The organism is Sphingomonas sp. R-74633 (assembly GCF_013416555.1).
Lineage (GTDB): Bacteria > Pseudomonadota > Alphaproteobacteria > Sphingomonadales > Sphingomonadaceae > Sphingomonas.
Genome location: NZ_JACCFG010000002.1, coordinates 189006 through 212351, shown reverse-complemented (window position 1 = coordinate 212351; position 23346 = coordinate 189006). Strand labels below are relative to the sequence as shown.

General features: G+C 66.0%; 26 protein-coding genes. 7 read left to right on the top strand and 19 right to left on the bottom strand.

The genetic code is table 11. From position 1 onward, the window contains the following. A complete protein-coding gene (locus HZY97_RS20915; RefSeq protein ID WP_257214948.1) occupies positions 1 to 621 on the top strand; it encodes a cupin domain-containing protein in 621 nt (206 codons plus the stop codon). Here the strand turns inward: HZY97_RS20915 and HZY97_RS07215 are convergent. The 10 genes from HZY97_RS07215 to HZY97_RS07170 form a co-directional block, all read right to left on the bottom strand. Continuing rightward, positions 590 to 1522, bottom strand: coding sequence for a helix-turn-helix domain-containing GNAT family N-acetyltransferase (locus HZY97_RS07215; RefSeq protein WP_180142090.1), 933 nt, complete (start codon positions 1520 to 1522; stop codon positions 590 to 592). The two genes, HZY97_RS20915 and HZY97_RS07215, sit on opposite strands and share 32 nt — an antisense overlap. Before the next feature lie 84 nt (positions 1523 to 1606). Further along, positions 1607 to 2671, bottom strand: a complete 1065-nt coding sequence (locus tag HZY97_RS07210) for a calcium:proton antiporter (RefSeq protein WP_180142088.1) — start codon at positions 2669 to 2671, stop codon at positions 1607 to 1609. Between the two features lie 60 nt (positions 2672 to 2731). Further along, positions 2732 to 3379 (bottom strand): HAD hydrolase-like protein, encoded by a 648-nt coding sequence (locus HZY97_RS07205; RefSeq protein WP_257214947.1) that lies wholly within the window; start codon positions 3377 to 3379, stop codon positions 2732 to 2734. After that, positions 3372 to 4319, bottom strand: coding sequence for a cation diffusion facilitator family transporter (locus HZY97_RS07200; RefSeq protein ID WP_180143129.1), 948 nt, complete (start codon positions 4317 to 4319; stop codon positions 3372 to 3374). Before HZY97_RS07200 ends, HZY97_RS07205 begins: the two co-directional genes overlap by 8 nt. A 52-nt stretch (positions 4320 to 4371) precedes the next feature. After that, complete coding sequence (locus tag HZY97_RS07195) at positions 4372 to 4896, bottom strand: EF-hand domain-containing protein (protein WP_180142085.1); 525 nt, start codon at positions 4894 to 4896, stop codon at positions 4372 to 4374. Positions 4897 to 4983: 87 nt separating this feature from the next. Next, positions 4984 to 6009 carry a tRNA preQ1(34) S-adenosylmethionine ribosyltransferase-isomerase QueA gene (queA, locus tag HZY97_RS07190; protein WP_180142083.1) on the bottom strand — a complete coding sequence of 342 codons (1026 nt, stop codon included), beginning with the start codon at positions 6007 to 6009 and terminating at the stop codon, positions 4984 to 4986. Positions 6010 to 6034: 25 nt separating this feature from the next. After that, positions 6035 to 6775, bottom strand: coding sequence for a peptidylprolyl isomerase (locus tag HZY97_RS07185; protein ID WP_180142081.1), 741 nt, complete (start codon positions 6773 to 6775; stop codon positions 6035 to 6037). A gap of 57 nt (positions 6776 to 6832) precedes the next feature. Then, positions 6833 to 7342 carry a pantetheine-phosphate adenylyltransferase gene (coaD, locus tag HZY97_RS07180; RefSeq protein ID WP_180142079.1) on the bottom strand — a complete coding sequence of 170 codons (510 nt, stop codon included), beginning with the start codon at positions 7340 to 7342 and terminating at the stop codon, positions 6833 to 6835. 35 nt (positions 7343 to 7377) lie between these two features. Beyond that, complete coding sequence (locus HZY97_RS07175) at positions 7378 to 8223, bottom strand: polyprenyl synthetase family protein (RefSeq protein WP_257214977.1); 846 nt, start codon at positions 8221 to 8223, stop codon at positions 7378 to 7380. A gap of 62 nt (positions 8224 to 8285) precedes the next feature. Beyond that, complete coding sequence (locus HZY97_RS07170; protein WP_180142075.1) at positions 8286 to 8531, bottom strand: exodeoxyribonuclease VII small subunit; 246 nt, start codon at positions 8529 to 8531, stop codon at positions 8286 to 8288. 95 nt (positions 8532 to 8626) lie between these two features. On the opposite strand from HZY97_RS07170, the gene HZY97_RS07165 reads away from it, so the two are divergent. Further along, a complete protein-coding gene (locus HZY97_RS07165; RefSeq protein WP_180142073.1) occupies positions 8627 to 10012 on the top strand; it encodes an NAD-dependent succinate-semialdehyde dehydrogenase in 1386 nt (461 codons plus the stop codon). Between the two features lie 147 nt (positions 10013 to 10159). Here HZY97_RS07165 and HZY97_RS07160 read toward each other — a convergent pair whose 3' ends face one another. The 6 genes from HZY97_RS07160 to HZY97_RS07135 all read right to left on the bottom strand — a co-directional run bounded on the left by HZY97_RS07160 (position 10160) and on the right by HZY97_RS07135 (position 16018). Further along, complete coding sequence (locus HZY97_RS07160) at positions 10160 to 10519, bottom strand: plastocyanin/azurin family copper-binding protein (protein ID WP_180142071.1); 360 nt, start codon at positions 10517 to 10519, stop codon at positions 10160 to 10162. Beyond that, positions 10516 to 12201 (bottom strand): long-chain fatty acid--CoA ligase, encoded by a 1686-nt coding sequence (locus HZY97_RS07155; protein WP_180142069.1) that lies wholly within the window; start codon positions 12199 to 12201, stop codon positions 10516 to 10518. Before HZY97_RS07155 ends, HZY97_RS07160 begins: the two co-directional genes overlap by 4 nt. 31 nt (positions 12202 to 12232) lie before the next feature. Beyond that, complete coding sequence (locus HZY97_RS07150) at positions 12233 to 12439, bottom strand: hypothetical protein (protein ID WP_180142067.1); 207 nt, start codon at positions 12437 to 12439, stop codon at positions 12233 to 12235. A gap of 40 nt (positions 12440 to 12479) precedes the next feature. After that, entirely contained in the window at positions 12480 to 14162 is a 1683-nt protein-coding gene (locus HZY97_RS07145; RefSeq protein ID WP_180142065.1) for a diguanylate cyclase, read from the bottom strand. 129 nt (positions 14163 to 14291) lie between these two features. Further along, positions 14292 to 15482: a hypothetical protein gene (locus HZY97_RS07140; RefSeq protein WP_180142062.1), complete on the bottom strand. Its 1191-nt coding sequence runs from the start codon at positions 15480 to 15482 to the stop codon at positions 14292 to 14294. Between the two features lie 158 nt (positions 15483 to 15640). After that, positions 15641 to 16018 carry a helix-turn-helix domain-containing protein gene (locus HZY97_RS07135; RefSeq protein WP_180142060.1) on the bottom strand — a complete coding sequence of 126 codons (378 nt, stop codon included), beginning with the start codon at positions 16016 to 16018 and terminating at the stop codon, positions 15641 to 15643. A 74-nt stretch (positions 16019 to 16092) separates the two neighbouring features. Between HZY97_RS07135 and HZY97_RS07130 the strand changes: the two genes are divergently transcribed. Further along, the gene (locus HZY97_RS07130) at positions 16093 to 16686 is read left to right on the top strand and encodes an NADPH-dependent FMN reductase (protein ID WP_180142058.1); all 594 of its coding nucleotides are present in this window, start codon (positions 16093 to 16095) and stop codon (positions 16684 to 16686) included. Positions 16687 to 16742: 56 nt separating this feature from the next. On the opposite strand, the gene clpA is transcribed toward HZY97_RS07130, so the two are convergent. Next, positions 16743 to 19067, bottom strand: coding sequence for an ATP-dependent Clp protease ATP-binding subunit ClpA (gene clpA, locus HZY97_RS07125; protein ID WP_180142056.1), 2325 nt, complete (start codon positions 19065 to 19067; stop codon positions 16743 to 16745). Between the two features lie 141 nt (positions 19068 to 19208). Continuing rightward, positions 19209 to 19406 (bottom strand): DUF1192 domain-containing protein, encoded by a 198-nt coding sequence (locus HZY97_RS07120; RefSeq protein WP_180142054.1) that lies wholly within the window; start codon positions 19404 to 19406, stop codon positions 19209 to 19211. Positions 19407 to 19482: 76 nt separating this feature from the next. Between HZY97_RS07120 and HZY97_RS07115 the strand changes: the two genes are divergently transcribed. Together HZY97_RS07115 and HZY97_RS07110 are read left to right on the top strand one after the other, a co-directional pair. Continuing rightward, complete coding sequence (locus tag HZY97_RS07115) at positions 19483 to 20517, top strand: NAD(P)H-quinone oxidoreductase (RefSeq protein ID WP_257214945.1); 1035 nt, start codon at positions 19483 to 19485, stop codon at positions 20515 to 20517. Then, on the top strand, positions 20489 to 21076 hold the full coding sequence (locus HZY97_RS07110) for a hypothetical protein (protein ID WP_180142053.1): 588 nt from the start codon (positions 20489 to 20491) through the stop codon (positions 21074 to 21076). The genes HZY97_RS07115 and HZY97_RS07110 overlap by 29 nt, the downstream gene beginning before the upstream one ends. Here HZY97_RS07110 and HZY97_RS07105 read toward each other — a convergent pair. Beyond that, a complete protein-coding gene (locus tag HZY97_RS07105) occupies positions 21069 to 21506 on the bottom strand; it encodes a hypothetical protein (RefSeq protein WP_180142052.1) in 438 nt (145 codons plus the stop codon). The two genes, HZY97_RS07110 and HZY97_RS07105, sit on opposite strands and share 8 nt — an antisense overlap. Before the next feature lie 199 nt (positions 21507 to 21705). Between HZY97_RS07105 and HZY97_RS07100 the strand changes: the two genes are divergently transcribed. Together HZY97_RS07100 and HZY97_RS07095 are read left to right on the top strand one after the other, a co-directional pair. Next, on the top strand, positions 21706 to 22326 hold the full coding sequence (locus HZY97_RS07100; RefSeq protein WP_180142051.1) for a glutathione S-transferase family protein: 621 nt from the start codon (positions 21706 to 21708) through the stop codon (positions 22324 to 22326). A gap of 126 nt (positions 22327 to 22452) precedes the next feature. Next, a complete protein-coding gene (locus HZY97_RS07095; RefSeq protein WP_180142050.1) occupies positions 22453 to 23331 on the top strand; it encodes a UDP-2,3-diacylglucosamine diphosphatase in 879 nt (292 codons plus the stop codon). Positions 23332 to 23346 lie beyond the last annotated feature (15 nt).

Below are 23346 nucleotides of genomic sequence, written 5' to 3'. Positions count from 1 at the left end.
ATGGCAAACGAGATCACCGACAAGCTGCGCGAGATGGCCGGGCATCGCGGCCTGAAGCTCGTCGCCTCGCGGCGGCGCAAGCCCGGCGGCGACTTCGGTAAGTACGGGCTGAAGGACGGCGACGACGCGCCGGTGTTCGGGATCGACAAGGATGCGCTCACTGCCAGCGCCGACGAGATCGAGGACTATCTGCGCGGCGCGACGAGCAATGCGTGGAGCAAGTCGGCGGGCTCGCTAAAGGCGCAGCCCAGGCCCAAGCCGGCGCCCGCGCCGAAACCCAGGCCAAAGCCGCGCTTCAAGCCCAGGGTCGAAAACCTGCTGCGCAAGCTTCCGGCGGCGAAGCGTATGGAGGCGTTCACCGACCTGCTCAAGCGCCCGGGTATCCGCATCGAACGCATCGTCTCGCGCGGCCAGGCAACGCCCGAGGCCGAGCCGATGGAGCAGGACTGGGACGAATGGGTGCTGCTGCTCGAAGGCGCGGCGGGAATCCGTGTCGAGGATTCAGCAGTGGTCGAGCTGGCGCCCGGCGATCATCTGCTGATCGAGAAGGGCCGGAAGCACTGGGTCGCCTGGACCGCGAAGGACCGCGCTACGGTGTGGCTGGCAGTGCATCTCGGCTGAGGTCGAGCGACCAGGTCTCGCCCATAACCGGCTCGCCGAACATGCCGTGCTCGGCGCTGTCGACCAGTTCGAAGCCCTGCGCGGCGTAGATGCGCCGCGCGCTCGCCAGGATCGTGTGCGTCCATAGCTCGAGCCGGGTGTAGCCGGCGTCGCGCGCAAACTCGACGCAGCGGCGGACCAGCGCATCGCCGATGCCGAGCCCGCGCGCATGGCCCTCGACAAACAGCAGCCGCAGCTTGGCGACGCCGTCGCTGCCATCGGCGAGCATCACCGATCCGAGCATCGCGCCGCCGCGCTCGGCCACCCAGCATTGCTCGCGGCCGGGCTGGAAGTCGCGCAGGAAGCCGGTGGTGACGTCGTTGAGCAGCAATTCCATCGGCCGGCCCCAGCCATAGTGCTCGGCATAGAAGACCGCCTGGCGGCTTGCGATCGCGCCCATGTCGCCGGGGGCGAGCGTGCGGATCGTCCAGTCGCTGGCGCCGCCTTCGATCAGCGCACGCGCCGCCGCGAGATGATGGCCGAGCAGCGCGCCGCCGCCGGGGCCGAGCGACTCGAGCTGGCGGCGGCTGTGCGCGCGGGTGGCGGCGTCGAGCGCGTCGAACGCCGCGCGCCCGGCTGGCAGCAGAAGGATCGGACGCTGACGCGCATCCTCGGCGCCGCGGTCGCGCGCGATCCAGCCGCGCGCCTCGAATCGCTTCACTGCGCGGCTGGCATAGCCGGCGTCGAGACCCAGCACGTCCTGCAGCGTGCTGGCCAGCACCGGCTCGCGCCTGGCGATCTCGTAGAGCAGCCGCGCTTCGGCGACGCCCATTTCGGTGTCCATATAGTGCGGAGCGAGCACCGCGGCGAAGCGGGTATGCGCCCGGTTGAAGGCGCGGAATTGTTCGATGGCCTGGTCCATGGCCGGACGTTGCCCCAAGATAGTTGATTGAGTCAAGTATATCGACACAGGCAGAAACCGCGTTACCCCCTCACTTTGGCGAACTTAGGGGACCAGAGTGGTAAAGACGAAGACGCCGAAGATGACGAGGTGGACCACGCCCTGAAGGACCGTCGTCCGCGCCGTGGCGAGCGACTGGGTGGTCACCAGCAGCGTCAGCGAGAGCAGCACGATCCCCCGCGAATCGAGCCCCAGCGCCAGCGGCAGACCCTGAAACAGCGACAGCACTGCCACTGCCGGGATGGTGAGCCCGATCGTCGCCAGCGCCGATCCCAGCGCGAGGTTCAGGCTGGTCTGGAGCCGGTTGGCCATCGCCGCGCGCACCGCCGCGACGCTCTCGGGCAGCAGCACCAAGGCCGCGATCACCACGCCGACCACGGCATGCGGCAAGCCGGCCGAGGCGACACCGTCCTCGATCGCCGGGGCCAGCGCCTTGGCGAGCAGCACGACTTCGACGAGGCAGGCGATCAGGATCGCGCCCGAGAGCAGCGTCTCGCCATTGCCGGGCGGCGGCGCATGCGCCTCGAGGTCGGCGGCCGCTTCCTCGGGGGGCAGGAAATAGTCGCGGTGGCGCACGGTCTGCACCGTGACGAAGGTGAGGTAGAGCAGCAGCGAGACGATCGCGACAAAGGCGAGCTGCGATGGCGCATAATAGGGGCCGGCCGAGGACGAGAAATTGGGCAGGACGAGCGTCAGCACGGTCAGCGTGCACAGCGTCGCCAACGAGGCGCTGACGCCGACCTGCTGGAAGCTCTGCTCGCGGTGGCGCAGCGCGCCGAGCAGGATGAACGCGCCGAGCAGCCCGTTGAGGATGATCATCACCGCCGAGAACACCGTGTCGCGCGCCAGCGTCTCGGCGCCCGCCTTGCCCTGCAGCATCAGCGTCAGGATCAGGCCGACCTCGATCACCGTGACCGCGAGCGCGAGGAGGAAGGTGCCGAACGGCTCGCCCACCTTGTGGGCGATCAGCTCGGCATGATGGACCGCGGCGAGCACGGTGACGATCAGCACCACGCCGAGCAGCAAGGAGGGGATTGAGGCGCCAAGCAGCACGCTCGCCGCGCCCGCGAACGGGGGCAGCCAGATCCAGGTCCAACGCAAACGGTTCATGCCCGGCACTCTACAGGCCGGGGGGCGCAGTTCAACGATGGCGGTGGGCCGGGCCTGCGCTCAACGATTCGCGGCGACGTAGTCGATGATGTCCTGCGGCGCGCGGAACAGCACGTCGGGCTGCATCGCGATCAGCAGCTCCTCGGCTGCATAGCCCCACAGCACCGACCCGACGCGCATCCCGACCTCGCGCGCCGAATCGACGTCGCGCGTCTCGTCGCCGATCGCCAGCACCTCGTGCGGCTTCATGCCCATCTTCTTGAGCACCCGGCGGAACTTGGGCGCCTTGCCGAACAGCGAGGAGCCGCAGGCGAACAGGTCGATCCGTGCGGCATGCTCGGGCCCCAGGATCTTGCGCGCATTCGCCTCGGCATTGGAGGTGACCAGTGCGATTCGCACGCCCGTCGCGGCGATCTGCTCGAGCAGGTCCGGCGTGCCGGGAAACAGCTCGATCTGATGCGCATTCTGGCCGACCAGCCGGCGCAGATGGCGCGCGATCAGCGGCAGCTTCCACTTTGAGATGCCCAGAAACTCGATCACTTCGCGCGAGCTCTTGTGGCGCAGCATGTCGACCTGGTCGGGCTGGACGGTGCGGAACTTGTATTTGCGGGCGAGCTCGTCGACGACCGAGAGGAACCAGTCCCCGCTGTCGGAAAGCGTGCCGTCGAAATCGAAGATCACGAGCCGGATGGGCGCGGCATCACTCATGCGCGTGTCCATTCCCGTGCAGCCGACATTCCGCGCCGTCCCCCAATTCGATCTGAACCGTCGTATGATCGATCCTGAAGTCGTGCGCCAGCCGATGTTGCAGTGCGATGAGGAAAGCATCGCCCGGGTGCCCGCCTGGCATCACCAGATGCGCGGTAAGTGCCGCCTCGGTGGTGCTCATCGGCCAGATATGGAGATCATGGACGCGCGCGACGCCGGGCAGCGCGGCCAGCGCGCGTTCCACCGCCTCGGGGTCGATCCCCTTGGGCACCGCCTGCAGCGCCATGGTCAGCGATTCGGTGAACAGCCCCCAGCTGCTCCACAGGATCACCGCGACGATGGCCAGGCTGATCACCGGGTCGATCCATTCGGCGCCGGTGAACAGGATCAGCCCGCCGCCGATCACCACGCCTGCCGAGACCGCCGCATCCGCCGCCATGTGGAGATAGGCGCCGCGGATATTGACGTCGCCGTCGCGTCCGCGCGCGAACAGCAATGCGGTGGAGAGGTTGATGACGATGCCGACCCCCGCGACCAGCATCACCGTAAGCCCGGGTACGTCGCGCGGCTCTTGAAGGCGCTGGATCGCCTCGAGCAGGATCGCGCCGACGGCGACGAACAGCAGCACCGCATTGGTCAGCGCCGCGAGGATCGAGGAGCCGCGCAGCCCATAGGTGAAGCGGCGCGAGGCCGGGCGCTTGGCAAGCTCGGCGCCGCCCCAGGCGATCAGCAGCCCGAGCACGTCGGACAGATTGTGTCCGGCATCGGCCAGCAGCGCCATCGAATGGGTGAGGAACCCGGCCGCGCCTTCGACCGCGACAAAAGCGAGATTCAGCGCCGTCCCAATGGCAAAGGCGCGCCCGAAGTCCGCAGGCGCGTGGCTATGGCCGTGATGGCCATGACCGTGATGGGCGTGATTGTGGTCGTGATGCGCGGCCATGTTCGCCATTCTTAGCCGCGTCCCGGCATGAGATGCTAGGACATGAATCGCATCAATTCGGGCGACGCTCGCCCTTCTTGCCGCGTCCCGGGCCGGGGCCGAGCTGCGGGCGGATCGTCACCAGCTCCTTGCGCTCGATCACGCCGTTCTTGTCGGCATCGAAGCGGGAGAAGAGTAGGTCGAAGCGCTCGGCGATCTCGGCGAAGCTGATCTTGTTGTCGCCGTCGCGGTCCATCTCGAAGGGGCTGGGCACGGTGTTGCGGTCGCCCATCCAGCGCTCCTGCCAGTCCGAATAGGCGATATAGCCGAGCCAGCCCTGGTGGCGGGGGTCGGCGTCGTCGAAGGCGTGCTTGAGGCCGGCATCGAATTCGGCGCGCGTCACCTTGCCGTCGCCATTCGCATCGAAGCCGGCGATCATCATCGCCACCGGCTCGACAATCACGGTGAACGCGGGCTGCTCGCGCGTGCTGGTGCCGATCGCCACGGCGTCGTTCGCCGGAGGCGCCGGTATCGCGACGCGGTCCTGCGCAAAGGCGGGCGTCGCGATCAGAGCCGCGAGGGCGAACAACAAACGCATGAGAATCCTTCCCGATTCGCGGCGAAGACCAGACAGTGCCGCGCACGCACCCAAGCCGCAATCTGTGGCGTAGATGGGGCCGCGGGCTCAGGGGAGCAGCAGCGACGCATCCCCGTAGGAGTAGAAACGGTACCCGTTGGCGATGGCATGGGCATAGGCGCCCTGCATCCGCTCCAGCCCCATCATCGCCGACACCAGCATGAACAGCGTCGAGCGCGGCAGATGGAAGTTGGTGACCAACCCGTCGACACCCTTGAAGCGCGTGCCGGGGGTGATGAAGATCGCGGTGTCCCCTTCGAAGGGGCGGATGACGTTGTCGTCGCCCGCGGCGCTTTCGATCAGGCGCAGGCTGGTGGTGCCGACCGCGATCACTCGGCCGCCGGCGGCGCGGACGGCGTTGAGGCGGTCCGCCGTCGCCTGGTCGATGCGGCCCCATTCGGCGTGCATCTTGTGGTCTTCGGTGTCCTCGGCCTTGACCGGCAGGAAGGTGCCGGCGCCGACATGGAGGGTCAGTGTCGTGTGGCCGACGCCGGCCGCGTCGAGCGCCGCGAGCAGCTCGGGGGTGAAGTGGAGCGCCGCGGTGGGGGCGGCGACGGCGCCGGGCTCGGAGGCGAACATCGTCTGATAGTCGTCGGCATCGCGCGCGTCGGTCGGGCGCTTGGAGGCGATGTACGGCGGCAGCGGCATGCGGCCGCAGCGTTCGAGCAGCAGCTCGACCGGCTCGTCGCCATGGAAGTCGAGCGCGAAGCTGCCGTCTTCGGCGCGGTCGCCGGCGGTGGCGAGAACGCCCGCGCCGAAATCCACTACGTCACCGTCGCGCAGCCGCTTGGCGTTGCGGATGAAGGCGCGCCAGCGGCGCGTTCCTTCGCGCTTGTGGAGCGTCGCGCCGATCTTCGCCTCTCCGCGAATGCCCTCAAGCTGGGCGGGGATCACGCGGGTGTCGTTGAATACCAGGCAATCGCCGGCGCGCAGCTGGCCGGGCAGGTCACTGACGTGAAGGTCGCGCGTCTCGGCGCCGTCGAGCACGAGCAGACGCGCCGAATCGCGCGGTGCCGCGGGGCGCAGCGCGATCCGGTCGTTCGGAAGCTCGAAATCGAAAAGGTCTACATTCACTTCGGTACGTCGGCTGGCGCGCAGGTTATTGCGGCAGCGTCGCCTTCACTTCGCCTGCAGGCAGCGCCTTGGGCGCATCGGCCGGCAGGTTCGAATAAGGCGGCGGGTTGTCCGACTGGATATAGGCGTGGACGATCTTGGTCGGGTTCGCCGGCGGCTCGCCGCGCTCGATCTTGTCGACCCAGGTCATGCCCGCGACGACGCGGCCGAACACGGTATAGTCGTGATCGAAGGCCAGCTTCGGCGCCATCATGATGTAGAACTGGCTGTTCGCGCTGTTCTCGGCATCCTTGATCTGCTCGGGCGTGGCGTTGTCCGGCGAACCCCGGCGCGCGGCGGCGACGGTGCCGCGCACGTGCGGCAGGTTGTTGAACTCGGCCGGCACGTTGGGCAGGTCCGAATCGCCGGTGCCGTCGCCCTTGGGGTCGCCGCCCTGCGCCATGTTGTAGGGATCGTCGACGACGCGATGGAAGGTCAGGCCGTCATAGAAATGGCGGCGGGTGAGTTCCTTGACGCGCTCGACCATCTTGGGCGCGGCATCGGGGCGCAGGCGGATCAGCACGCGGCCGCCGGTCGACAGGTCGAGCACCCAGGTCTCGGCCGGATCGGCGGGCACGACGGCGGGATAGATGCTGTTCACATCCTCGGCGCTGACGCCCTTGAGCGGCTCGGCGACCGGCTTGGGCGCCTTTCCGCCGCCCTGGGCAAGGGCGGGCGTGGCGAACATCATCACGGCCGTAGTGGCCATCGCGGCAAACAAACGCATCAATTTCCCCACTCGGAATACACCCTCAACCAGCGGCTCTAGCCCAATCGCGCGGGCTCAACCACTCCCTTTGCGACCGATCGCGGCGACGCGCGCCGCCACTTCGGCGTTGACTGCAGAGGGCACGAACTTGCGGATATCGCCGCCATAGAGCGCGATCTCCTTGACCAGGCGGCTGGCGATCGGCTGGAGCGAGACATCGGCCATCAGGAAGACCGTCTCGATCCGGCTGTTCAGCTGCTGGTTCATCCCCGCCATCTGATACTCATATTCGAAATCGGCGACGGCGCGCAGGCCGCGGACGATCATGCTGGCGCCCTCGCGCTCGGCAAAGTCCATCAGCAGCGAATCGAAGCTGACGACATGGATCTCGCCCGCGATGTCGGCGACCTCGCGCTTCACCATCTCCATGCGTTCCTCGATGGTGAACATCGGGTTCTTGGAAGGATTGGTGGTCACGCCGATCACCAGCCGGTCGCACAGCTTCGCGCCGCGGCGGATGATGTCCATATGGCCGAGCGTGATCGGATCGAAGGTGCCGGGATAGACGCCGGTGCGCGTAGTCATAAGCCTTCCTCCCCCGGGATGACGGCAAGATTAAGTCAGCGGTCGCGTTCGAGCGTGTAGCGGGCGATGTCGCGCAGCAGATCGGCTTCGGCGCCATAGGGCTTCAAATGCGCGATCGCCTGGTCGACGAGCATGCGGGCCTGTTCCTTGGCGCGGTCCATGCCGAGCAGCGAGAGGAAGGTCTCCTTGCCCGCCTCGCCATCCTTGTGGAGCTTCTTGCCCACCAGCGCCTCGTCGCCCTCGGCATCGAGGATGTCGTCGGCGATCTGGAAGGCGAGGCCGATGTCGCGGGCATAGCCGCGCAGCCCCGTGCGCGCCTCTGCCTGGGCGCGGCCGAGGATCGCGCCGCTCTCCACCGCGCAGCTGATCAGCGCGCCGGTCTTCATCGCCTGAAGGCGGGTGACGGTGGCCAGGTCGAAGCTCGATTTCTCGGCCTCCAGGTCCATCATCTGCCCACCCGCCATGCCCGCCGGGCCGGCGGCTATGGCGAGCGTGCCCGACAGTTCGATGCGGACAAAGGGATCGGGATGCGTGCGCTCGTCGGCGATCACTTCGAAGGCGAGCGCGTGGAGGCAGTCGCCCGCCAAGATTGCGGTCGCCTCGTCGAATTCGCGGTGCACGGTCGGCTTGCCGCGGCGCATGTCGTCATCGTCCATCGCCGGCAGGTCGTCATGGATCAGCGAATAGACATGGATGCATTCGAGCGCGAGGCCGGTGCGGGCGATGCAGGTCTTGTCGACCCCGAACAGCTGGGCGGTGGCGGAGACGAGCAGCGGCCGCAGCCGCTTGCCGCCGCCGATCGCGGCATGGCGCATCGCCCGGTACAGGCCCTCGCGCGGATCGGACGGAATCTCGAGCAACAGGTCGAACTGGCGGTCCATCTCCGCCGAGACCTGCTTGAGCGCCGACTGCAGCGCGAGGGAGGCATGCGCCACGGGCTGGCTCAGCCGGCGTTGAAGGGCGCGGTGCCCGCCGCGCGACCCTCGGCGTCGGTGCGGATCGCTTCGATGCGCGCCTGGGCGGCGTCGAGCCGCGCGGCGCATTGCCGGCGCAGCTGGTCGCCGCGCTCGTACAGGTCGATCGCCTCCTGGAGCTGGGCCTCGCCGCTCTCCAGCCGGGCGACGATGCGCTCCAGTTCCTTGAGCGCTTCCTCGAACGAGAGCGCAGTGACGTCCGCTTCTTCTACCATGGTTTTGCTATGCGCCGGGGCGCCCTGCGATTGCAACCGGGCACCTTGCTCCCCAACTCCGCGTTATCGCTGACCAGTCCCCAGGAGACGCGCGCATGTTCACCAGCATCAATCCCGCCACCGGCGAAACGGTCGAGACCTATCACGAGCTCGACGCCGACGGGATCGAGATGGCGCTGGCGCGCGCCGATGCCTGTTTTCGCTCGTGGCGCGATTCGACGCTGGAGCAGCGGACCGAGCTGCTGGGCAAGATCGCCGATGCCTGGGAAGCCAACAAGCAGCACCTAGCCGAAACCGCGACGCGCGAGATGGGCAAGACGCTCGCCTCTGCCGTGGCCGAGGTGGAGAAGTGCATCACCGGCTTCCGGCATTATGCCAAGAACGGCCCGGCCTATCTGGAGCCGACCACCGTACAGACCGCCGGCGGCGGCCATGCCGTAGCGCGCTGGCTGCCGATGGGGCCGGTGCTGGCGGTGATGCCGTGGAACTTCCCCTATTGGCAGGTCGTCCGCTTCCTCGCGCCGACGATCATGGCGGGCAATGTCGGGCTGCTGAAGCACGCCTCGAACGTCCAGGGCTGCGCGGCGCTGATCCAGCAGATGGTGAGCGCGGCGGGCGCGCCCGACGGGCTGTTCCAGAACCTTCCGATCAAGTCCGACAAGGTCTCGGCGATCATCGCCGACAAGCGCGTGGTGGCGGTGACGCTCACCGGCAGCGAAGGCGCTGGCGCACAGGTGGCGCAGGCTGCCGGGCGGGCGCTCAAGAAGGTGGTGCTCGAGCTCGGCGGCTCCGATCCGCTGATCGTGATGCCCTCGGCCGATCTCGACCTCGCCGCCAAGACCGCGGTGACCGCACGCGTTCAGAATGCCGGGCAGAGCTGCATCTGCGCCAAGCGGATGATCGTCCATGCCGATGTCTATGACGCGTTCCTCGACAAGTTCGAGGTCGGCATGAAGGCGCTCAAGATCGGCGACCCGATGGAGAAGGACACGGGCATGGGTCCGCTCTCCAGCGTCGGCCAGCGCGATACGGTGCTCGAGCAGGTGAAGCGCGCCGTGGCCGAAGGCGCGACGCTGCGCTTCGGCGCGGAGAAGATCGACAGGGATGGCGCCTGGATGACGGCGGGCGTGCTGACCGACATGGATCCGGAGTGCGACGTCGCCAAGGAAGAGATCTTCGGGCCTGTCGCGGCGGTCTACAAGGTCAAGGACATCGACGCGGCGATCACGCTTGCCAATGACGTGCCCTATGGCCTCGGCTCCGCGGTGTGGACGCAGGACGAAGCCGAGATCGAGCGCTTCGCCAAGGACATCCAGTCGGGCATGACCGCAGTCAATTCGCTGCTCGCCTCGACGCCCGAGGCGCCGTTCGGCGGCGTCAAGCTGTCCGGCCATGGCCGCGAGCTCGGGCCGTGGGGAATGCACGAGTTCATGAACCTGAAGGCCGTGATGTACGGCAAGGATGTGAAGGCGGGGGACTAGTAATTCCTCCCCCAGCTCGCTGGGAGAGGGGGACCGCGCCCGCAGGGCGTGGTGGAGGGGCGCGGCGGTTTGCCGTCGCTCCCGCGCTGGCCCCTCCCCCATCGCTGCGCGAATGGTCCCCCTCCCCGAGACAAGCTCGGGGAGGAACTAGGAAACCACGAAATTCCCCGTCATCCCGAAGCTCGCATGGAGCAGATGGGTGCATTTGATCGGGTAGGTCCCCGCCTTGGGCGCCGTGAAGTGCAGGTCGACCGCGCTCTCGCTGTCGAGCTCGATCTTGCCGTCCTTCACCTTCGCCCGGTCCGCCGCCGGCATCGCCGCCGCCGCGAAGAATTCCTTCGCCGCGAAGCTGTGTCCGCCGCTGCTGGTCAGGTGCAGCACATAGCTCTGGCCATGGACCAGCGCGATCCTGCTCGGCGTGAACTTGAAGTTGGAAAGCGCAACGTCGATCCGTTGCTCGGATGCCGGGGCCGCCGCGAGCAGTGCGAGGGCCAGCAGCGCCTTCATGCCTTACGCTCCGCCATCACTTCGTTGATCAGGTCCTTGCGGCTCAGCTTGCCGATCATCGTCTTGGGCAGGCTCTCGCGCACCACGACTTCGCTCACCCGCTCATGCTTGCCGAGCTTGCCGTTGAGCCAGGCGCAGATCTCGGGACCGGTCGCGGTGGCGTCGTCGTCCAGCGTGACATAGGCGTGGGGCAGCTCGCCATGATAGGCATCGGGCAGGCCAATCACGAGCGCCTCCTTCACGGCCGGATGCTGGTAGAGCACCGCCTCGATCTGGCTCGGAAACACCTTGAAGCCGCCGACCGCGATCATGTCCTTCAGCCGGTCGACGATCTTGATATAGCCGTCCTCGTCGATCAGCCCGACATCGCCGGTGCGCAGCCAATGGCCATCGACGAACACTTCGGCATCGGCGTCCGGCCGGTTCCAATAGCCCTTCATGATCTGCGGGCCATGGACGACGATCTCGCCGGGCTCGCCTTCGGGCGGCGGGCGCGTGGGGTCTTCCTTGTCGACCAGGCGGACGCGGGTGCCGGCAAGCGGCTGGCCGATCGTGCCGGGCTTGTTCAGGCCGACATAGGGGTTGGTGCAGACCACGCCCGAGCTTTCGGACAAGCCATAGCCTTCGATCACGCGCGCGCCGGTCACCTTCTCCCACTCGTCCTTGAGCTGGGCGGGCAGCGGCGCGCCGCCGGAGATGCAGAAGCGCAGCGAGGCGAAATCGGTGGGCTTCATCCCGGGCGCGTCGAGCAGCGCCTGGTACATGGTCGGCACGCCGGGCAGCGCGCGCGGCTGGGTGCGGCGCAGTTCGGCCAGCGCCTGCTTGGCGTTGAAGCGCGGCAGCATCGCGATCTCGCCGCCGGTCACCACGGTGCGGTTGAGCACGCAGGTATTGGCGAAGACGTGGAAGAAGGGGAGGACGCCCAGCACCTTGTCCTTGGCCGTCGCCACTTCGGGATCGAGCCGGGCAACCTGGCGGGCATTGGCGGAAAGATTCTGGTGCGTCAGCACCGCACCCTTGGGCGTGCCGGTGGTGCCGCCGGTATATTGGATCAGCGCCACGTCATTCTCGGGGTCGAGCTTGGGCGCGTCGCAGATGCCGTCGTTCGCGATCAGCTTCGAGAAGGACAGGATGCGATCGTCATGCGGGCGCTGCGCCACTTCGGCACCGCGAAACAGCCGATAGAAGAGCGACTTGGCCGCGGGCAGCGCGCCTGCCACTGAACCGACCACCAACCGCTCGAGCCCGCTGCCGTCCAGCACCTTGAGCGCAGTCGGCAGCAGTGCCGAGGCCGAGATGGTGAAGAGCGCCCTTGTCCCCGAATCCTCGACCTGGTGGCTCAGCTCCTCGACCGAATAGAGCGGCGAGAAATTGACCACCGTCGCACCCAGTTTGAGGATGCCGTAATAGGCGGCGACATAATGCGGCACGTTGGGCAGGAAGAGCCCGATCCGGTCGCCCTGGCCATAGCCCAGCGCCTTGAGACCACAGGCAACGCGGTTGGCACCGTCCAGCGTCTCGCCATAGCTGTAATGCCGGCCCATGAAATCGAGCAGCGGCGCCTGGGGATGCGCGCGGGCGCTGTCCTCGAACAGTTCGACCATGGTCTGGGGCGGGAACTCGATGTCCCAGGCGCCGGGGTGGTTATACGCGGTACGCCAGATCTGTTCGGGGTCAGTCATTGACACTGCTGTAAGCAAGCCTTTTTGGGGGTCAAGTCGTAAGTCGCTTGCTCCAGGTGACGAGTACCGAGACCGCGACGAGGCCAAGGTGGAACGCGGCCTCCAGCCGTTGCGGCGCGACATCGCCGGCGCGCTCCAGACTGATCTGGAGATTGGCGTGGTGATCGGGAGCGGCGAGAGGGATCAGCGCGAGCGCGGCAAGCGCCCCGAAGGCGATCTTTCTGGCCCGACCCGACATGGTGAACGGCATACGCCTCAAGGACGTGCCGGGCAAGCGATCAGGCTGCTTCGCGGCGCGCCCTGGCCCGGTCGCGGCCGGCCGACTTGGCTTCGAACAGCGCGATGTCGGCGGCGCGGTAGAGCGCCTTCCAGTCGCGGTCATCGGCCAGCGGCCCGGTGCAGGCGCCGATGCTCGCGGTCACCTTGAGGTCGAACGGCATCCGCGTCTGCCGAAGCTTGTTGAGCAACGGGTCGAGTTCGATCGGCACGGCAGCATTGGCGAGCAATGCGAATTCCTCGCCGCCGATCCGGGCCACCAGTGCGTCCGCCGGCGCGGCGGTGCGCAGCGTGCGGGCGAACAGGCGCAGCACCTCGTCGCCGCCATCATGCCCCAGCGTTTCGTTGACGCGCTTGAAATGGTCGATGTCGGCGATGAGCAGTTGCTGCTCGCCCGGACGGCCCAGCGCCTGGGCGAGGAAGGCGCGGCGATTGAGCAACCCGGTGAGCGGATCGGTATCGGCAAGGCGGCGCGCAAGCACTTCGCGGGTGATCGCCTCATCGCGCTCTTCGCGCAGGAACTTGATGCGATAGGCAACCGCGAGGGCGGAAACGAGCGCCTCGAACATCATCGAGATGACGGTGGAATTGTCGAGCCAGAAGCTCCACGGCAGCACGTGCAGATTGGCCAGAATGCGCATCAGTGCGAGTGCGATCGGGGCACTCCACGCGATACTGAACAGCCACAGGAAGTGCGAACGCTGCTTCCAGGCCTGCCACAGGGTCGGGACCACGATCGAGATCAACCCCAGGATCGCCAGCGTGTAGATCATGTCGGCCAGGCGCAGGTTGATCGCGCCGAACAGGAAAACGATCAGGCCGGAAACCGGCACCGTCGTCGCGATCACTCGGGTGTACAGATCGAGCCGGCGCGAGCGGATCTTCATTTCGAAGAAGCTGAGCGTGAACAGCGCCGTGGCGCCGCCGGCCAGGCCGAGGAACAGATAGTTGAAGCGCAGCCGGTCGTTGTTGACGATATCGGGATAGAGCCAGGCCATCGCCCCCGAAGAGGAAAGCGCATAACCGATCAGCACCGCGAGCAGCACGCAATAATGCAGCTGAAAGCGGTAGCGCATCGCGCACCACAGCGCGAAATTATAGACGATCAGCGCCAGGCACATGCCGCCGAACGCGGCATAGAGCACGGCCATGGCGAGGTTGGTCGCGTCGTTGCGCGGCGCGTCGCTCAATGCCGCCCCGAGCAGGATGCCGCGGACATTGGCGGCCCCCTCGATATGCCAGAGGACGCGGACCAGCTTGGCGTCGGAAGGCGGCGCCGGCAGCGCCGCGAGGGCGCCGAGCTGGATCAACGGGGTGATGCCCCGCGCATCGGTGCGATAGGTGTGGATGCTGCCGTCCGCATAGAGCAGCTGCGCGGAAAGCTGGCGCTGCCACAGGCTTGCGAAGTTGATCCGCAGCGGCTTTTCGATCGTCGACACGGCGTCGAGCGGACCGGTGATCGCCCAGAAGTCGCCGGCGCCCAGCTTATATTGCGGAGTCTTGCAGTCGAAGCGTTCAGGGTGGCGGATCAGCTCTGCCGGGTTCATCTCGCCACTGTCGCGCAGCACGCAGGTGGTGAGCGCGCGACCCGCGCTAGGCTGCGCCTGTGCAGGCACAATCGCGCCGCAAAGCGCAATGCTCGCGCCGATCAGCGCGAAGAGCCGCAGGAAACGCAATACCAACATGCCCCGGCACTACCCCGGACATGACGAACAACCCGTAAATATACATAAGAACCGGAACGTCTTGTTGAGGCGCGCCAGTCACTTACCGCCGGAGGTGGGGAGCGGTGCGCGCCCGCTCCCCGTTCCGCATCAGCAGCCGTTGCCCAGGCCGGCGGCCTTTTTCAGGAAGCTGCCCAGCTTGGGCTTGCAGGCCTTGGGCTTGTCGTCGGGCTTCTTGCCGTCCTGGTCGTCGCCGCGCTGGCCCATCATCATCTCGCCCACGCTCGGCATTCCGGGCATGAAGTTGCCCGTCGAGCGATAGCGCACCTTGGCGGTCCATTTCGGGTGCCAGGCGATCTTGGGATCCTTGGGCCGCTCGGGGAAGGCGAAGTTCGCCTCGGGGCCGAAGGCATTGAGGAAGCCCATCATCATCTCGCCGCCCGCGGCCTTTACTTCGGCCGGGATGGTGCAACTCGTCTGGCTGGGCGGCATCACGACCTTCTGCCCGATCAGCTTGTTCACGGTGGCGGGCGAGAGCCAGCTCCACAGGTCGCCGCCGAACTGGCGGCTGGCCGAGGAGGCCCACCAGACCATGTCGCTCGAGTCCTTGCCATTGTCCTTGGCGCTCATCGCCCAGGCATAATAACCGGTCGCGGCAGGCACCGCGCCCCAGTTGAGCGGAGTCGAGCCGTCGGGTGCCGAGCTCGATTTCACCTTGGGCGGCGCCATGAAGTCCTGGTTGAGCGCGAAGGCGATCTCGGGGCTGTAGTTGCCGGCGATGCGGTGCTGGCCGATCAGCGAGGACTGCCGGCTCACCTGCGCGCGCGACTTGCCGTTCGGCCAGTCGCCATAGGTGCGGCTGTTGCTCGGGCGGGGGCCGATCTCGCTTGGAATGCTCGCGCTGAACAGGTCGGGCGGGACCTGGCCCGCGGCCATCTTGGCGAAGTCGAGGATCACCGGCTGGCCGGGGCCGGCATGCGCGCCGCAGCCCCAGAAGATCAGCAGCCGGCCCTTGGGCCGCTGGAACTTCTCGCGCTGTTCCTTCTCGTATTTTTCCTCAGGCTTGCCCGGCTCGGGCGAGGCGAGCGGCACCGACGCGCCCATGCGCATGCCGTCGGGCAGGAAGTGATCGGCCTTGGGCGCGCCGCCGGTTGCGGCCAGGCGTGAGCCGAGGCGTAGGGTCATCTCGCGCGTGTCGCTCTGGCCCATCATGCCGGCACTGGTGCCGACATCCATTTCATAGCGGGCCTCGGGTGAGGAATCGGCGCTCTGTGCGATCACCGCGGTACCGGCGAGCAGAGCCGCCATCGTTCCGGCGGCTACCAGGAGCCGCTGCTTCATGCTGTTCATCTAGAAATGCTCCGCGCTGCGTTATTGGCATGCGCGACCCTCTTTATGGGTGCGAGCATTACGCGACGGAAACGGTTCAGAACAGTATAAACGCGGGCGCGGGCCATGCCTCGCGGCTATGTGTGGTGGTTTAGTAATACACGCGTCGCTCAGTCCTGGGCCCGGCGCTCCGCATATTCCTCCCGCGCGGCGTCCATGCGCGACGAATTAGCGAGCACCCATTCGGCGAAGCCCTGCACCGGCTGGAGGAAGTCGCGGCCCAGATCGGTCAGCGCATATTCGACTTGGGGCGGGGTGACCGGCGTGACCGTGCGCGAGACAAAGCCATTTTCCTCGAGGTCGCGCAGCGTCGATGCCAGCACCTTCTGGCTGATCTCGCCCACCTCGCGGCGCAGCGCGTTGAAGCGCAGCGGCCCCCGGCCGAGCACGCGCACCACCAGCAGCGACCATTTGTCGCTGATCCGCGCGAGCAGCCGGCTGATATGCTCGCAGCGGGCGGTATCCGCATGGTTATCTGGTAACGCCAAAGTGCCTCCTTGTTGGCTGACGGCGACCTTTTGTAATCAGGTTTCTCCAAGAAACCAACATACATGAGGTTACCATGGTCGCCAAACCCCGCATCGCGCTCATCATCGGCTCGACCCGTCCCACTCGCTATGCCGACGCCCCGGCGCAATGGATGCTGAAGCAGGCGCAGGCGCGCGGCGACATGGAGGTGGAGCTGGTCGATCTGCGCGATCACCCGCTGCCGTTCTTCGACGAGATGGCGTCCAATCTCTGGATGCCCAGCCAGAACCCCGAAGCGGTACGCTGGCAGGAGCGGATCGCCGGGTTCGACGGCTATATCTTCGTCGTCGCCGAATATAACCACTCGATCACCGGCGTCCTGAAGAACGCACTCGACCAGGCCTATAAGGAATGGACCCGCAAGCCGTTCACCGCGATCGGCTATGGCGGCACCGGCGCGGTGCGCGCGGTCGAGCATCTGCGGATGATCGGCGTCGAGCTGCAGATGGTGTCGACCCATGCCGCGGTGCATATCGGCGGCGGCGATTTCATGGCGGTGCATCCGGCGTTCGGCAACAAGCCGATCGAGGATGTCGAGGCGAGCCTGCTGCCCTCGGCGAAGACTGCGCTCGACGAGCTGGTCTGGTGGGCCAAGGCGACGATGGCCGCGAAAGCGGCCGAGGCCTGACAACGAAAACGGGCCGGGAGTTTCCTCCCGGCCCGCTCTCAACTCTGGGCTGAACCTTATTTGGTCGCCTTGGCAGCCTCGGTCTTCTTGGCCTTTTTGGGCTTCGGCGCCGCCGGCGTGATCGCGAAGCTCAGGGCATTGTCCTTCAGCTTCACATTCACTTCGCCGCCATGGACGAGCTTGCCGAACAGCAGCTCCTCGGCCAGCGGCTGCTTGATCTTCTCCTGGATCAGGCGGCCCATCGGGCGGGCGCCGTACAGCTTGTCATAGCCCTTCTCGGTGAGCCACGCCTTGGCCGGCTCGTCGAGCTGGATATGGACGCCGCGATCCGCCAGCTGCAGTTCGAGCTGGAGGATAAACTTGTCCACCACCCGGCTGACCACCTGCGTCGGCAGATAATCGAACGGCACGATCGCATCGAGACGGTTGCGGAATTCGGGAGTGAAGAGCTTCTTCACCGCCTCTTCCTGCACGTCGTCGCGAGTCATCTCGCCGAAGCCGATCGACTCCTTGGCCATGTCCGACGCGCCGGCATTGGTGGTCATGATCAGGATGACGTTGCGGAAGTCGACCGACTTGCCGTGCTGATCGGTCAGGCGCCCGTGATCCATGACCTGCAACAGGATGTTGAACAGGTCCGGATGCGCCTTCTCGATCTCGTCGAGCAGGAGCACCGAATGGGGCTGCTGGTCGACCGCATCGGTGAGCAGGCCGCCCTGATCATAGCCGACATAGCCCGGAGGGGCACCGATCAGGCGCGAGACGCTGTGGCGCTCCATATATTCCGACATGTCGAAGCGCTGGAGCGGGATGCCGAGCAGCTCGGCGAGCTGCTTCGCCACCTCGGTCTTGCCGACACCGGTCGGGCCCGAGAACAGATAGTTGCCGATCGGCTTGTCCGGATCGCGCAGGCCAGCACGGCTGAGCTTGATCGCGGAGGCCAGCACTTCGATCGCCTTGTCCTGCCCGAACACCACCCGCTTCAGGTCGAGCTCGAGGTTGGCCAGCGTCTTGGTATCGTCGGTCGACACGCTCTTGGCGGGGATGCGCGCCATGGTCGCGATGACCTGCTCGATCTCCTTGGGCGTGATCGTCTTCTTCCGCTTCGACGGCGGCACCAGCATCTGCATCGCGCCGACTTCGTCGATCACGTCGATCGCCTTGTCCGGCAGCTTGCGGTCGTTGATGTAGCGCGCGCTTAGCTCCACCGCCGACTTGATCGCGTCGGGAGTGTATTTGACGTGGTGGTGCTCCTCGAACGCCGTACGCAGGCCGGCGAGGATCTTGATCGTGTCCTCCACCGTCGGCTCGTTGACATCGATCTTCTGGAAGCGACGGAGCAGCGCCCGGTCCTTCTCGAAGTGGTTGCGGAACTCCTTGTAGGTGGTCGAGCCGATGCACCGGATCGAGCCGCCCGACAGTGCCGGCTTGAGCAGGTTAGACGCGTCCATCGCGCCGCCGCTGGTCGCGCCGGCACCGATCACCGTGTGGATCTCGTCGATGAACAGCACTGCATGCGGCAGCTTCTCGAGCTCGTTGACGACCTGCTTCAGCCGCTCCTCGAAGTCACCGCGATAGCGCGTGCCGGCGAGCAGCGCGCCCATGTCGAGCGAGTAGATCACCGCTTCCTTGAGCACGTCGGGCACTTCGCCCTCGACGATCTTGCGCGCCAGGCCTTCCGCGATCGCGGTCTTGCCCACGCCCGGATCGCCCACATAGAGCGGGTTGTTCTTCGAGCGGCGGCACAGGATCTGGATCGTGCGGTCCACTTCGGGGCCGCGGCCGATCAGCGGATCGACCTTGCCGGCCTTCGCCTTCTCGTTGAGATCGACGGTGAACTGCTTGAGCGCGCTCTCGCCCTTGCCGCCGGGCTTGGTTTCCTGCTTGGCGGCCTTGTCCTCGTCTGCGCCCTTCGGCGTGGTCGATTCGGTGCTGCCGGTGCCGCCCTTGCCGACGCCGTGCGAGATGAAGCTCACGGCATCGAGGCGGCTCATGTCCTGCTGCTGCAGGAAGTAGACGGCATAGCTCTCGCGCTCGCTGAACAAGGCGACGAGCACGTTCGCGCCGGTCACTTCGTCACGGCCCGAGGACTGGACGTGGAGGATCGCGCGCTGAACGACGCGCTGGAAGCCGCTGGTCGGCGACGGATCGGTCGCCTGCTCGACCTTCAGCGCTTCGAGCTCGGTGTCGAGATAATGGGCTACGGTATTCTTGAGTTCACCCAGGTCCACGCCGCACGCGCTCATTACCTTGCTGGCGTGCTCGTCATCGACGAGCGCGAGCAGCAGATGTTCGAGGGTGGCATATTCATGGCGACGGGAGGACGCAGCCTCCAGTGCCTTGTGCAGCGTCGATTCCAGGGCGGAGGCGAAACTAGGCATTCAGGTACAACTCCTGTGGGCCGGAAAGGATACACGACCCGTTGATCCCCAATGTCGGGATCGTTGGGCCTCGCATCAAGCGCAGCGGCCCCGCACCGGAGTTTTCTATGGGCTGGGGCCCCATCTCCGGTGCCGTCACGCTCATTTCTTAAATAGAGCGTCCGCGCTTGCGCGGTGATTAATGGAGAAGGATATTTTGCTCCGACATCGATCGATCTCGGCCTGGAGGAGAGCAATGCGCTCCTCAAGTTCCTCAACCGAATAGGGGTCGAGGTCCTGCCGTCCCAGCTGGGCGACAAGATCGTCCTTACGACGCGGAAGATTTTCGTCGGCGTCCATCGGGGCAGCGTTGACCGGGGCAGGGGCGATGTCAATAAGACCCCGGGTTTCTTCTGTGTGCGAAAGCGACGAGCCGATGGGTCTTCCGGAAACGATGCTGGCAATCGACCCCGAGGCGCCCGGCGGACCCGAGGTGCTGGTGCCGGTCGAGCGTCCGGTGCCGACGCCGGGGCAGGGCGAAGTGCTGGTCAAGGTCGCCGCTGCCGGGGTGAACCGGCCCGAGGTGATGCAGCGCAAGGGGATGTACCCGCCGCCGCCCGGCGCGCCGTCGATCCTGGGCATGGAGATTTCGGGCAGGATCGTCGCGGTCGGTGCGGACGTCCCGCGTGAGGTGCTCGGCCAGCCGGTCTGCGCGCTGATCGCCGGCGGTGCCTATGCCGAATATGCTGTGGCGCCCTATGGCCAGTGCCTGCCGGTGCCGCCCGCGATCACGATGATCGAGGCGGCGGCGATCCCCGAGACGCTGTTCACCGTGTGGAGCAATGTGTTCGAGCGCGCTTGGGCGGTGGATGGCGACTGGATCCTCGTCCATGGCGGTACCAGCGGCATCGGCACGATGGCAATCCATCTCGCCAATCTGTTCGGGCTGACGATCATCGTCACCGCCGGATCGGACGCGAAGTGCGAAGCCGCGCGGAAAATCGGCGCCGATCACGCGATCAACTACAAGAGCGAGGATTTCGTCGCCCGGGTCAGGGAGATCACCGGCGGCAAGGGCGTCAACATTGTGCTCGACATGGTCGGCGGCGACTATGTGCCGCGCAACCTTCAGTGCCTGGCCGAGGACGGCCGCCATGTCTCGATCGCGGTGCAGGGCGGGATGCAGGCGACGATCCCGATCTTCGAGATCATGCGCAAGCGGCTGACGCTTACCGGCTCGACGCTCCGCCCGCGCTCGGTGGAGTTCAAGACGCTGCTCGCCGACGAGCTCCACCGCAATGTCTGGCCGTTCGTCGCCGAGGGGAAGCTCAAGCCCGTGATCGACGCGGTGTTCCCGCTCGCCCGGGCCGCGGAGGCGCACACCCGTATGGAATCGGGCGAGCATATCGGTAAGATCGTCCTCACCTTGGGGGAGGGTCTCGATGAATCTGAAAAAGGATCTGCCGTTTAAGCTGGTCGTCGGCCTGCTAGCGATCGTGCTGGTCGGGTCGCTGTTGTTATCGGATCGCTACTGGTTCCTGACCGATCGTCCGGTCGTCGACGAGCTCGCCGCGGTGAAAGTGCCGCCCGAACTGGGCGACATGATCATGGCGATCGACGATTACGGCGTGCACATCCAGCGCCGGCCCAGCAAGGTCGAGCAATATATCGCGATCAAGCGCAGCCAATTGGGGCTGGAGCAGCCCGTGCCCTCCTATGCTCATATGAGCGATCCCAAGCTGGGTTATTCAGTGCGCGAGACGACCTTTCTCGGCATGCCCTTCTGGTATTCGGCTGAATATGGCCATGTGCTGTTCTTCAGCTCGGACTGGGGCGTCGTCGCGGCACCGCTCAACGAGATCGGCCATGCCGCGCTCAACAAGGCCAATGGCCGCGACCTGCGCGCGACAAGCATGATCCCGTGGTGGCAGCATCTGTGGGGATGGCTGTTCCTTGCCGGGCTGGCGCTGGCGATCTGGCTCTGGCATCGCCGCGTGGTGCGCTGGCGTGCGGAGAACGGGATCATCTGATCCCGGCGGCGCGCCTCGGCGTCTGCGCGGCGGGCGAAAGCAGCTCGGCGACGATCGGGAACACCGAACTTTCCTCCCAAGCGATCCGCGCGCGGAGCAGCCGGCGCTGGTAGCGCACCGCGACAGCGAAGCCCTGCCGGTCTTCGCCGATGCGCGACATTGTCCAAACGCCATAATGTTCGCTGGTGCTCTGGCGCAGCTTCATCAGGTCTTCGGTGAAGCGCCAGGCGAGCTGCTGGTGCGCGGGATCGGCACTGGCCTGCAGCGTCGCGGTGATGATCTTCTGCTTGTTGGTGACGTGACGGATGACCGACTGGCCCAGCGCGTGGCGTGCTGCGGCGATCTGCTCGATGGCTGACGCCGGATCGCCCACCACCTCGAGCACCGCATCGGTAAGCCGCACCAGCTCACGATGCTCGTGTTGGATCAACTCGAGGCCTTGCACGTCTCCCATTCCCTTCAAAAACGCATATATTTCGTACTCTCTTATAGGTCGAAGCGTTACTGCATGGCGCTAACCTGAGGGTTAAGCTTCTGTAATCATAAGCCATGCTTATGTATGCGTTGCTGCTATTTGTTTGACGAAGCGCGCCTTCGGGTCTGAAAGGACCCCTTCAAAGGGAGGGATTATGTCGGCGCTGGTGCTTCACGAATATGCCCCGTCGGGCAATTGCTACAAGATCCGGCTCACCGCTGCGCATCTCGGCATTCCGCTCGCGCGGCGCGACTATGACATCGTGAAGGGCGAGACGCGGACATCCGAGTTTCTCGGCCAGGTCAACGCCAATGGCCGCATCCCGGTGCTCCAGGTCGGACCGGACGATTTCCTGCCCGAGAGCAACGCCGCCTGCTTCTATCTGGCGGACGGCAGCGACCTGATCCCGCACGACCGGTTCGAGCGCGCAGACATGCTGCGCTGGCTGTTCTGGGAGCAATATAACCACGAGCCCAATGTCGCGACCGTGCGCTTCTGGAAGGGCTGGTTCGGGTTCGACAACCTGAACGACGTCCAGCGCGCGAATCTGCCTGGCAAGCAGGCAGCGGGCGAGGCGGCGCTGGCGTTGATGGACGAGCATCTGGAGAAGCGCGACTGGTTCGTGATCGACCGCCTGACGCTCGCCGACATCGCGCTCTACGCCTATACCCATGTCGCGGAGGAAGGTGGGTTTAACCTCCAGCCCTATCCCAATGTCCGCGCCTGGCTTGACCGGGTGGCGGCGCTGCCGCGGCACATTCCGATCACAGCGTGAGTCTCAGGGGTAAGCTGCCCATTATGCAGATTCGTGTGACATCTGCATGAACTGCGAACGATTCTAAATGTCATATTTCCCAGCCATTTAGCCCCCCAGGCAAGGGCAGTTGCAGGGCTGGGCAACATGGCGACGATCACCAGGCTTCCGTTTGACGCGCAGCACATCGCGGATTTTCACGCATCGACACCGTCGATTCCGGAAAAGGCGATCACCGAGCGCAAGCGCTACCGCACCGTCTGGATCTCCGACGTCCATCTCGGCACGCGCGGCTGCAATGCCGAGATGCTGATCGACTTTCTCGACCATGTCGATTGCGACCTGATGTACCTGGTCGGCGACATCCTCGACGGCTGGGCGCTCAAGAAGCGCTTCTACTGGCCCGATTCGCACAACGACATCGTCTGGCGCTTCCTCAAGCGCGCCAAGCGCGGCACCGAGATCATCTATATCCCGGGCAATCACGACGAGATGTTCCGCCAGTTCTCGGGCCTGAACTTCGGCGGCGTGCATATCCGCCGCCAGGCGATCCACACCACCGCCGATGGCCGCCGCCTGCTGGTGCTGCACGGCGACGAGTTCGACGCGATCACCATGTCGCACCGCTGGCTCGCGCATCTGGGCGACGCCGCCTACGAGATGATGATGGGCCTCAACCGCATGGTGAACCGGGTCCGCCGCTGGATGGACATGCCCTATTGGTCGCTGAGCAAATACGCCAAGGCCAAGGTCAAGAATGCTGTGGAGTTCATCTCCAAGTTCGAAGAGATCGTCGCGCACGAAGCCGGTGCGCGGGGAGTCGACGGCGTGATCGCCGGACATATCCACACGGCCGAGATGCGGGACATCGAAGGCATCGCCTATTACAATGACGGCGATTGGGTGGAGGGTTGCACCGCGCTCGTTGAGCACTACGACGGTACGATGGAAATTCTCCATTGGGCCGAAGAGATGGCGAAGCGCGAAAGCGACACAGCGTCCGGGGTCAGACTGGCGGCTGCGTGACGGCGGCAACGGAGG

Excerpts from the sequence above, each read along its gene's own strand:
- HZY97_RS07115 (WP_257214945.1), top strand. The coding sequence starts at position 19,483 with ATGGGTCTTCCGGAAACGATGCTGGCAATCGACCCCGAGGCGCCCGGC.
- HZY97_RS07170 (WP_180142075.1), bottom strand. The coding sequence starts at position 8,531 with ATGGTAGAAGAAGCGGACGTCACTGCGCTCTCGTTCGAGGAAGCGCTC.
- HZY97_RS07160 (WP_180142071.1), bottom strand. The coding sequence starts at position 10,519 with ATGAAGGCGCTGCTGGCCCTCGCACTGCTCGCGGCGGCCCCGGCATCC.
- HZY97_RS07145 (WP_180142065.1), bottom strand. The coding sequence starts at position 14,162 with ATGTTGGTATTGCGTTTCCTGCGGCTCTTCGCGCTGATCGGCGCGAGC.
- HZY97_RS07175 (WP_257214977.1), bottom strand. The coding sequence starts at position 8,223 with ATGGACCGCCAGTTCGACCTGTTGCTCGAGATTCCGTCCGATCCGCGC.
- HZY97_RS07140 (WP_180142062.1), bottom strand. The coding sequence starts at position 15,482 with ATGAAGCAGCGGCTCCTGGTAGCCGCCGGAACGATGGCGGCTCTGCTC.
- HZY97_RS07195 (WP_180142085.1), bottom strand. The coding sequence starts at position 4,896 with ATGCGTTTGTTGTTCGCCCTCGCGGCTCTGATCGCGACGCCCGCCTTT.
- HZY97_RS07100 (WP_180142051.1), top strand. The coding sequence starts at position 21,706 with ATGTCGGCGCTGGTGCTTCACGAATATGCCCCGTCGGGCAATTGCTAC.
- HZY97_RS07200 (WP_180143129.1), bottom strand. The coding sequence starts at position 4,319 with ATGGCCGCGCATCACGACCACAATCACGCCCATCACGGTCATGGCCAT.
- HZY97_RS07150 (WP_180142067.1), bottom strand. The coding sequence starts at position 12,439 with ATGTCGGGTCGGGCCAGAAAGATCGCCTTCGGGGCGCTTGCCGCGCTC.
- HZY97_RS07155 (WP_180142069.1), bottom strand. The coding sequence starts at position 12,201 with ATGACTGACCCCGAACAGATCTGGCGTACCGCGTATAACCACCCCGGC.
- HZY97_RS07215 (WP_180142090.1), bottom strand. The coding sequence starts at position 1,522 with ATGGACCAGGCCATCGAACAATTCCGCGCCTTCAACCGGGCGCATACC.
- HZY97_RS07165 (WP_180142073.1), top strand. The coding sequence starts at position 8,627 with ATGTTCACCAGCATCAATCCCGCCACCGGCGAAACGGTCGAGACCTAT.
- HZY97_RS20915 (WP_257214948.1), top strand. The coding sequence starts at position 1 with ATGGCAAACGAGATCACCGACAAGCTGCGCGAGATGGCCGGGCATCGC.
- HZY97_RS07205 (WP_257214947.1), bottom strand. The coding sequence starts at position 3,379 with ATGAGTGATGCCGCGCCCATCCGGCTCGTGATCTTCGATTTCGACGGC.
- HZY97_RS07130 (WP_180142058.1), top strand. The coding sequence starts at position 16,093 with ATGGTCGCCAAACCCCGCATCGCGCTCATCATCGGCTCGACCCGTCCC.
- HZY97_RS07210 (WP_180142088.1), bottom strand. The coding sequence starts at position 2,671 with ATGAACCGTTTGCGTTGGACCTGGATCTGGCTGCCCCCGTTCGCGGGC.
- HZY97_RS07185 (WP_180142081.1), bottom strand. The coding sequence starts at position 6,775 with ATGCGTTTGTTTGCCGCGATGGCCACTACGGCCGTGATGATGTTCGCC.
- HZY97_RS07110 (WP_180142053.1), top strand. The coding sequence starts at position 20,489 with ATGAATCTGAAAAAGGATCTGCCGTTTAAGCTGGTCGTCGGCCTGCTA.
- HZY97_RS07120 (WP_180142054.1), bottom strand. The coding sequence starts at position 19,406 with ATGGACGCCGACGAAAATCTTCCGCGTCGTAAGGACGATCTTGTCGCC.
- HZY97_RS07095 (WP_180142050.1), top strand. The coding sequence starts at position 22,453 with ATGGCGACGATCACCAGGCTTCCGTTTGACGCGCAGCACATCGCGGAT.
- clpA (WP_180142056.1), bottom strand. The coding sequence starts at position 19,067 with ATGCCTAGTTTCGCCTCCGCCCTGGAATCGACGCTGCACAAGGCACTG.
- coaD (WP_180142079.1), bottom strand. The coding sequence starts at position 7,342 with ATGACTACGCGCACCGGCGTCTATCCCGGCACCTTCGATCCGATCACG.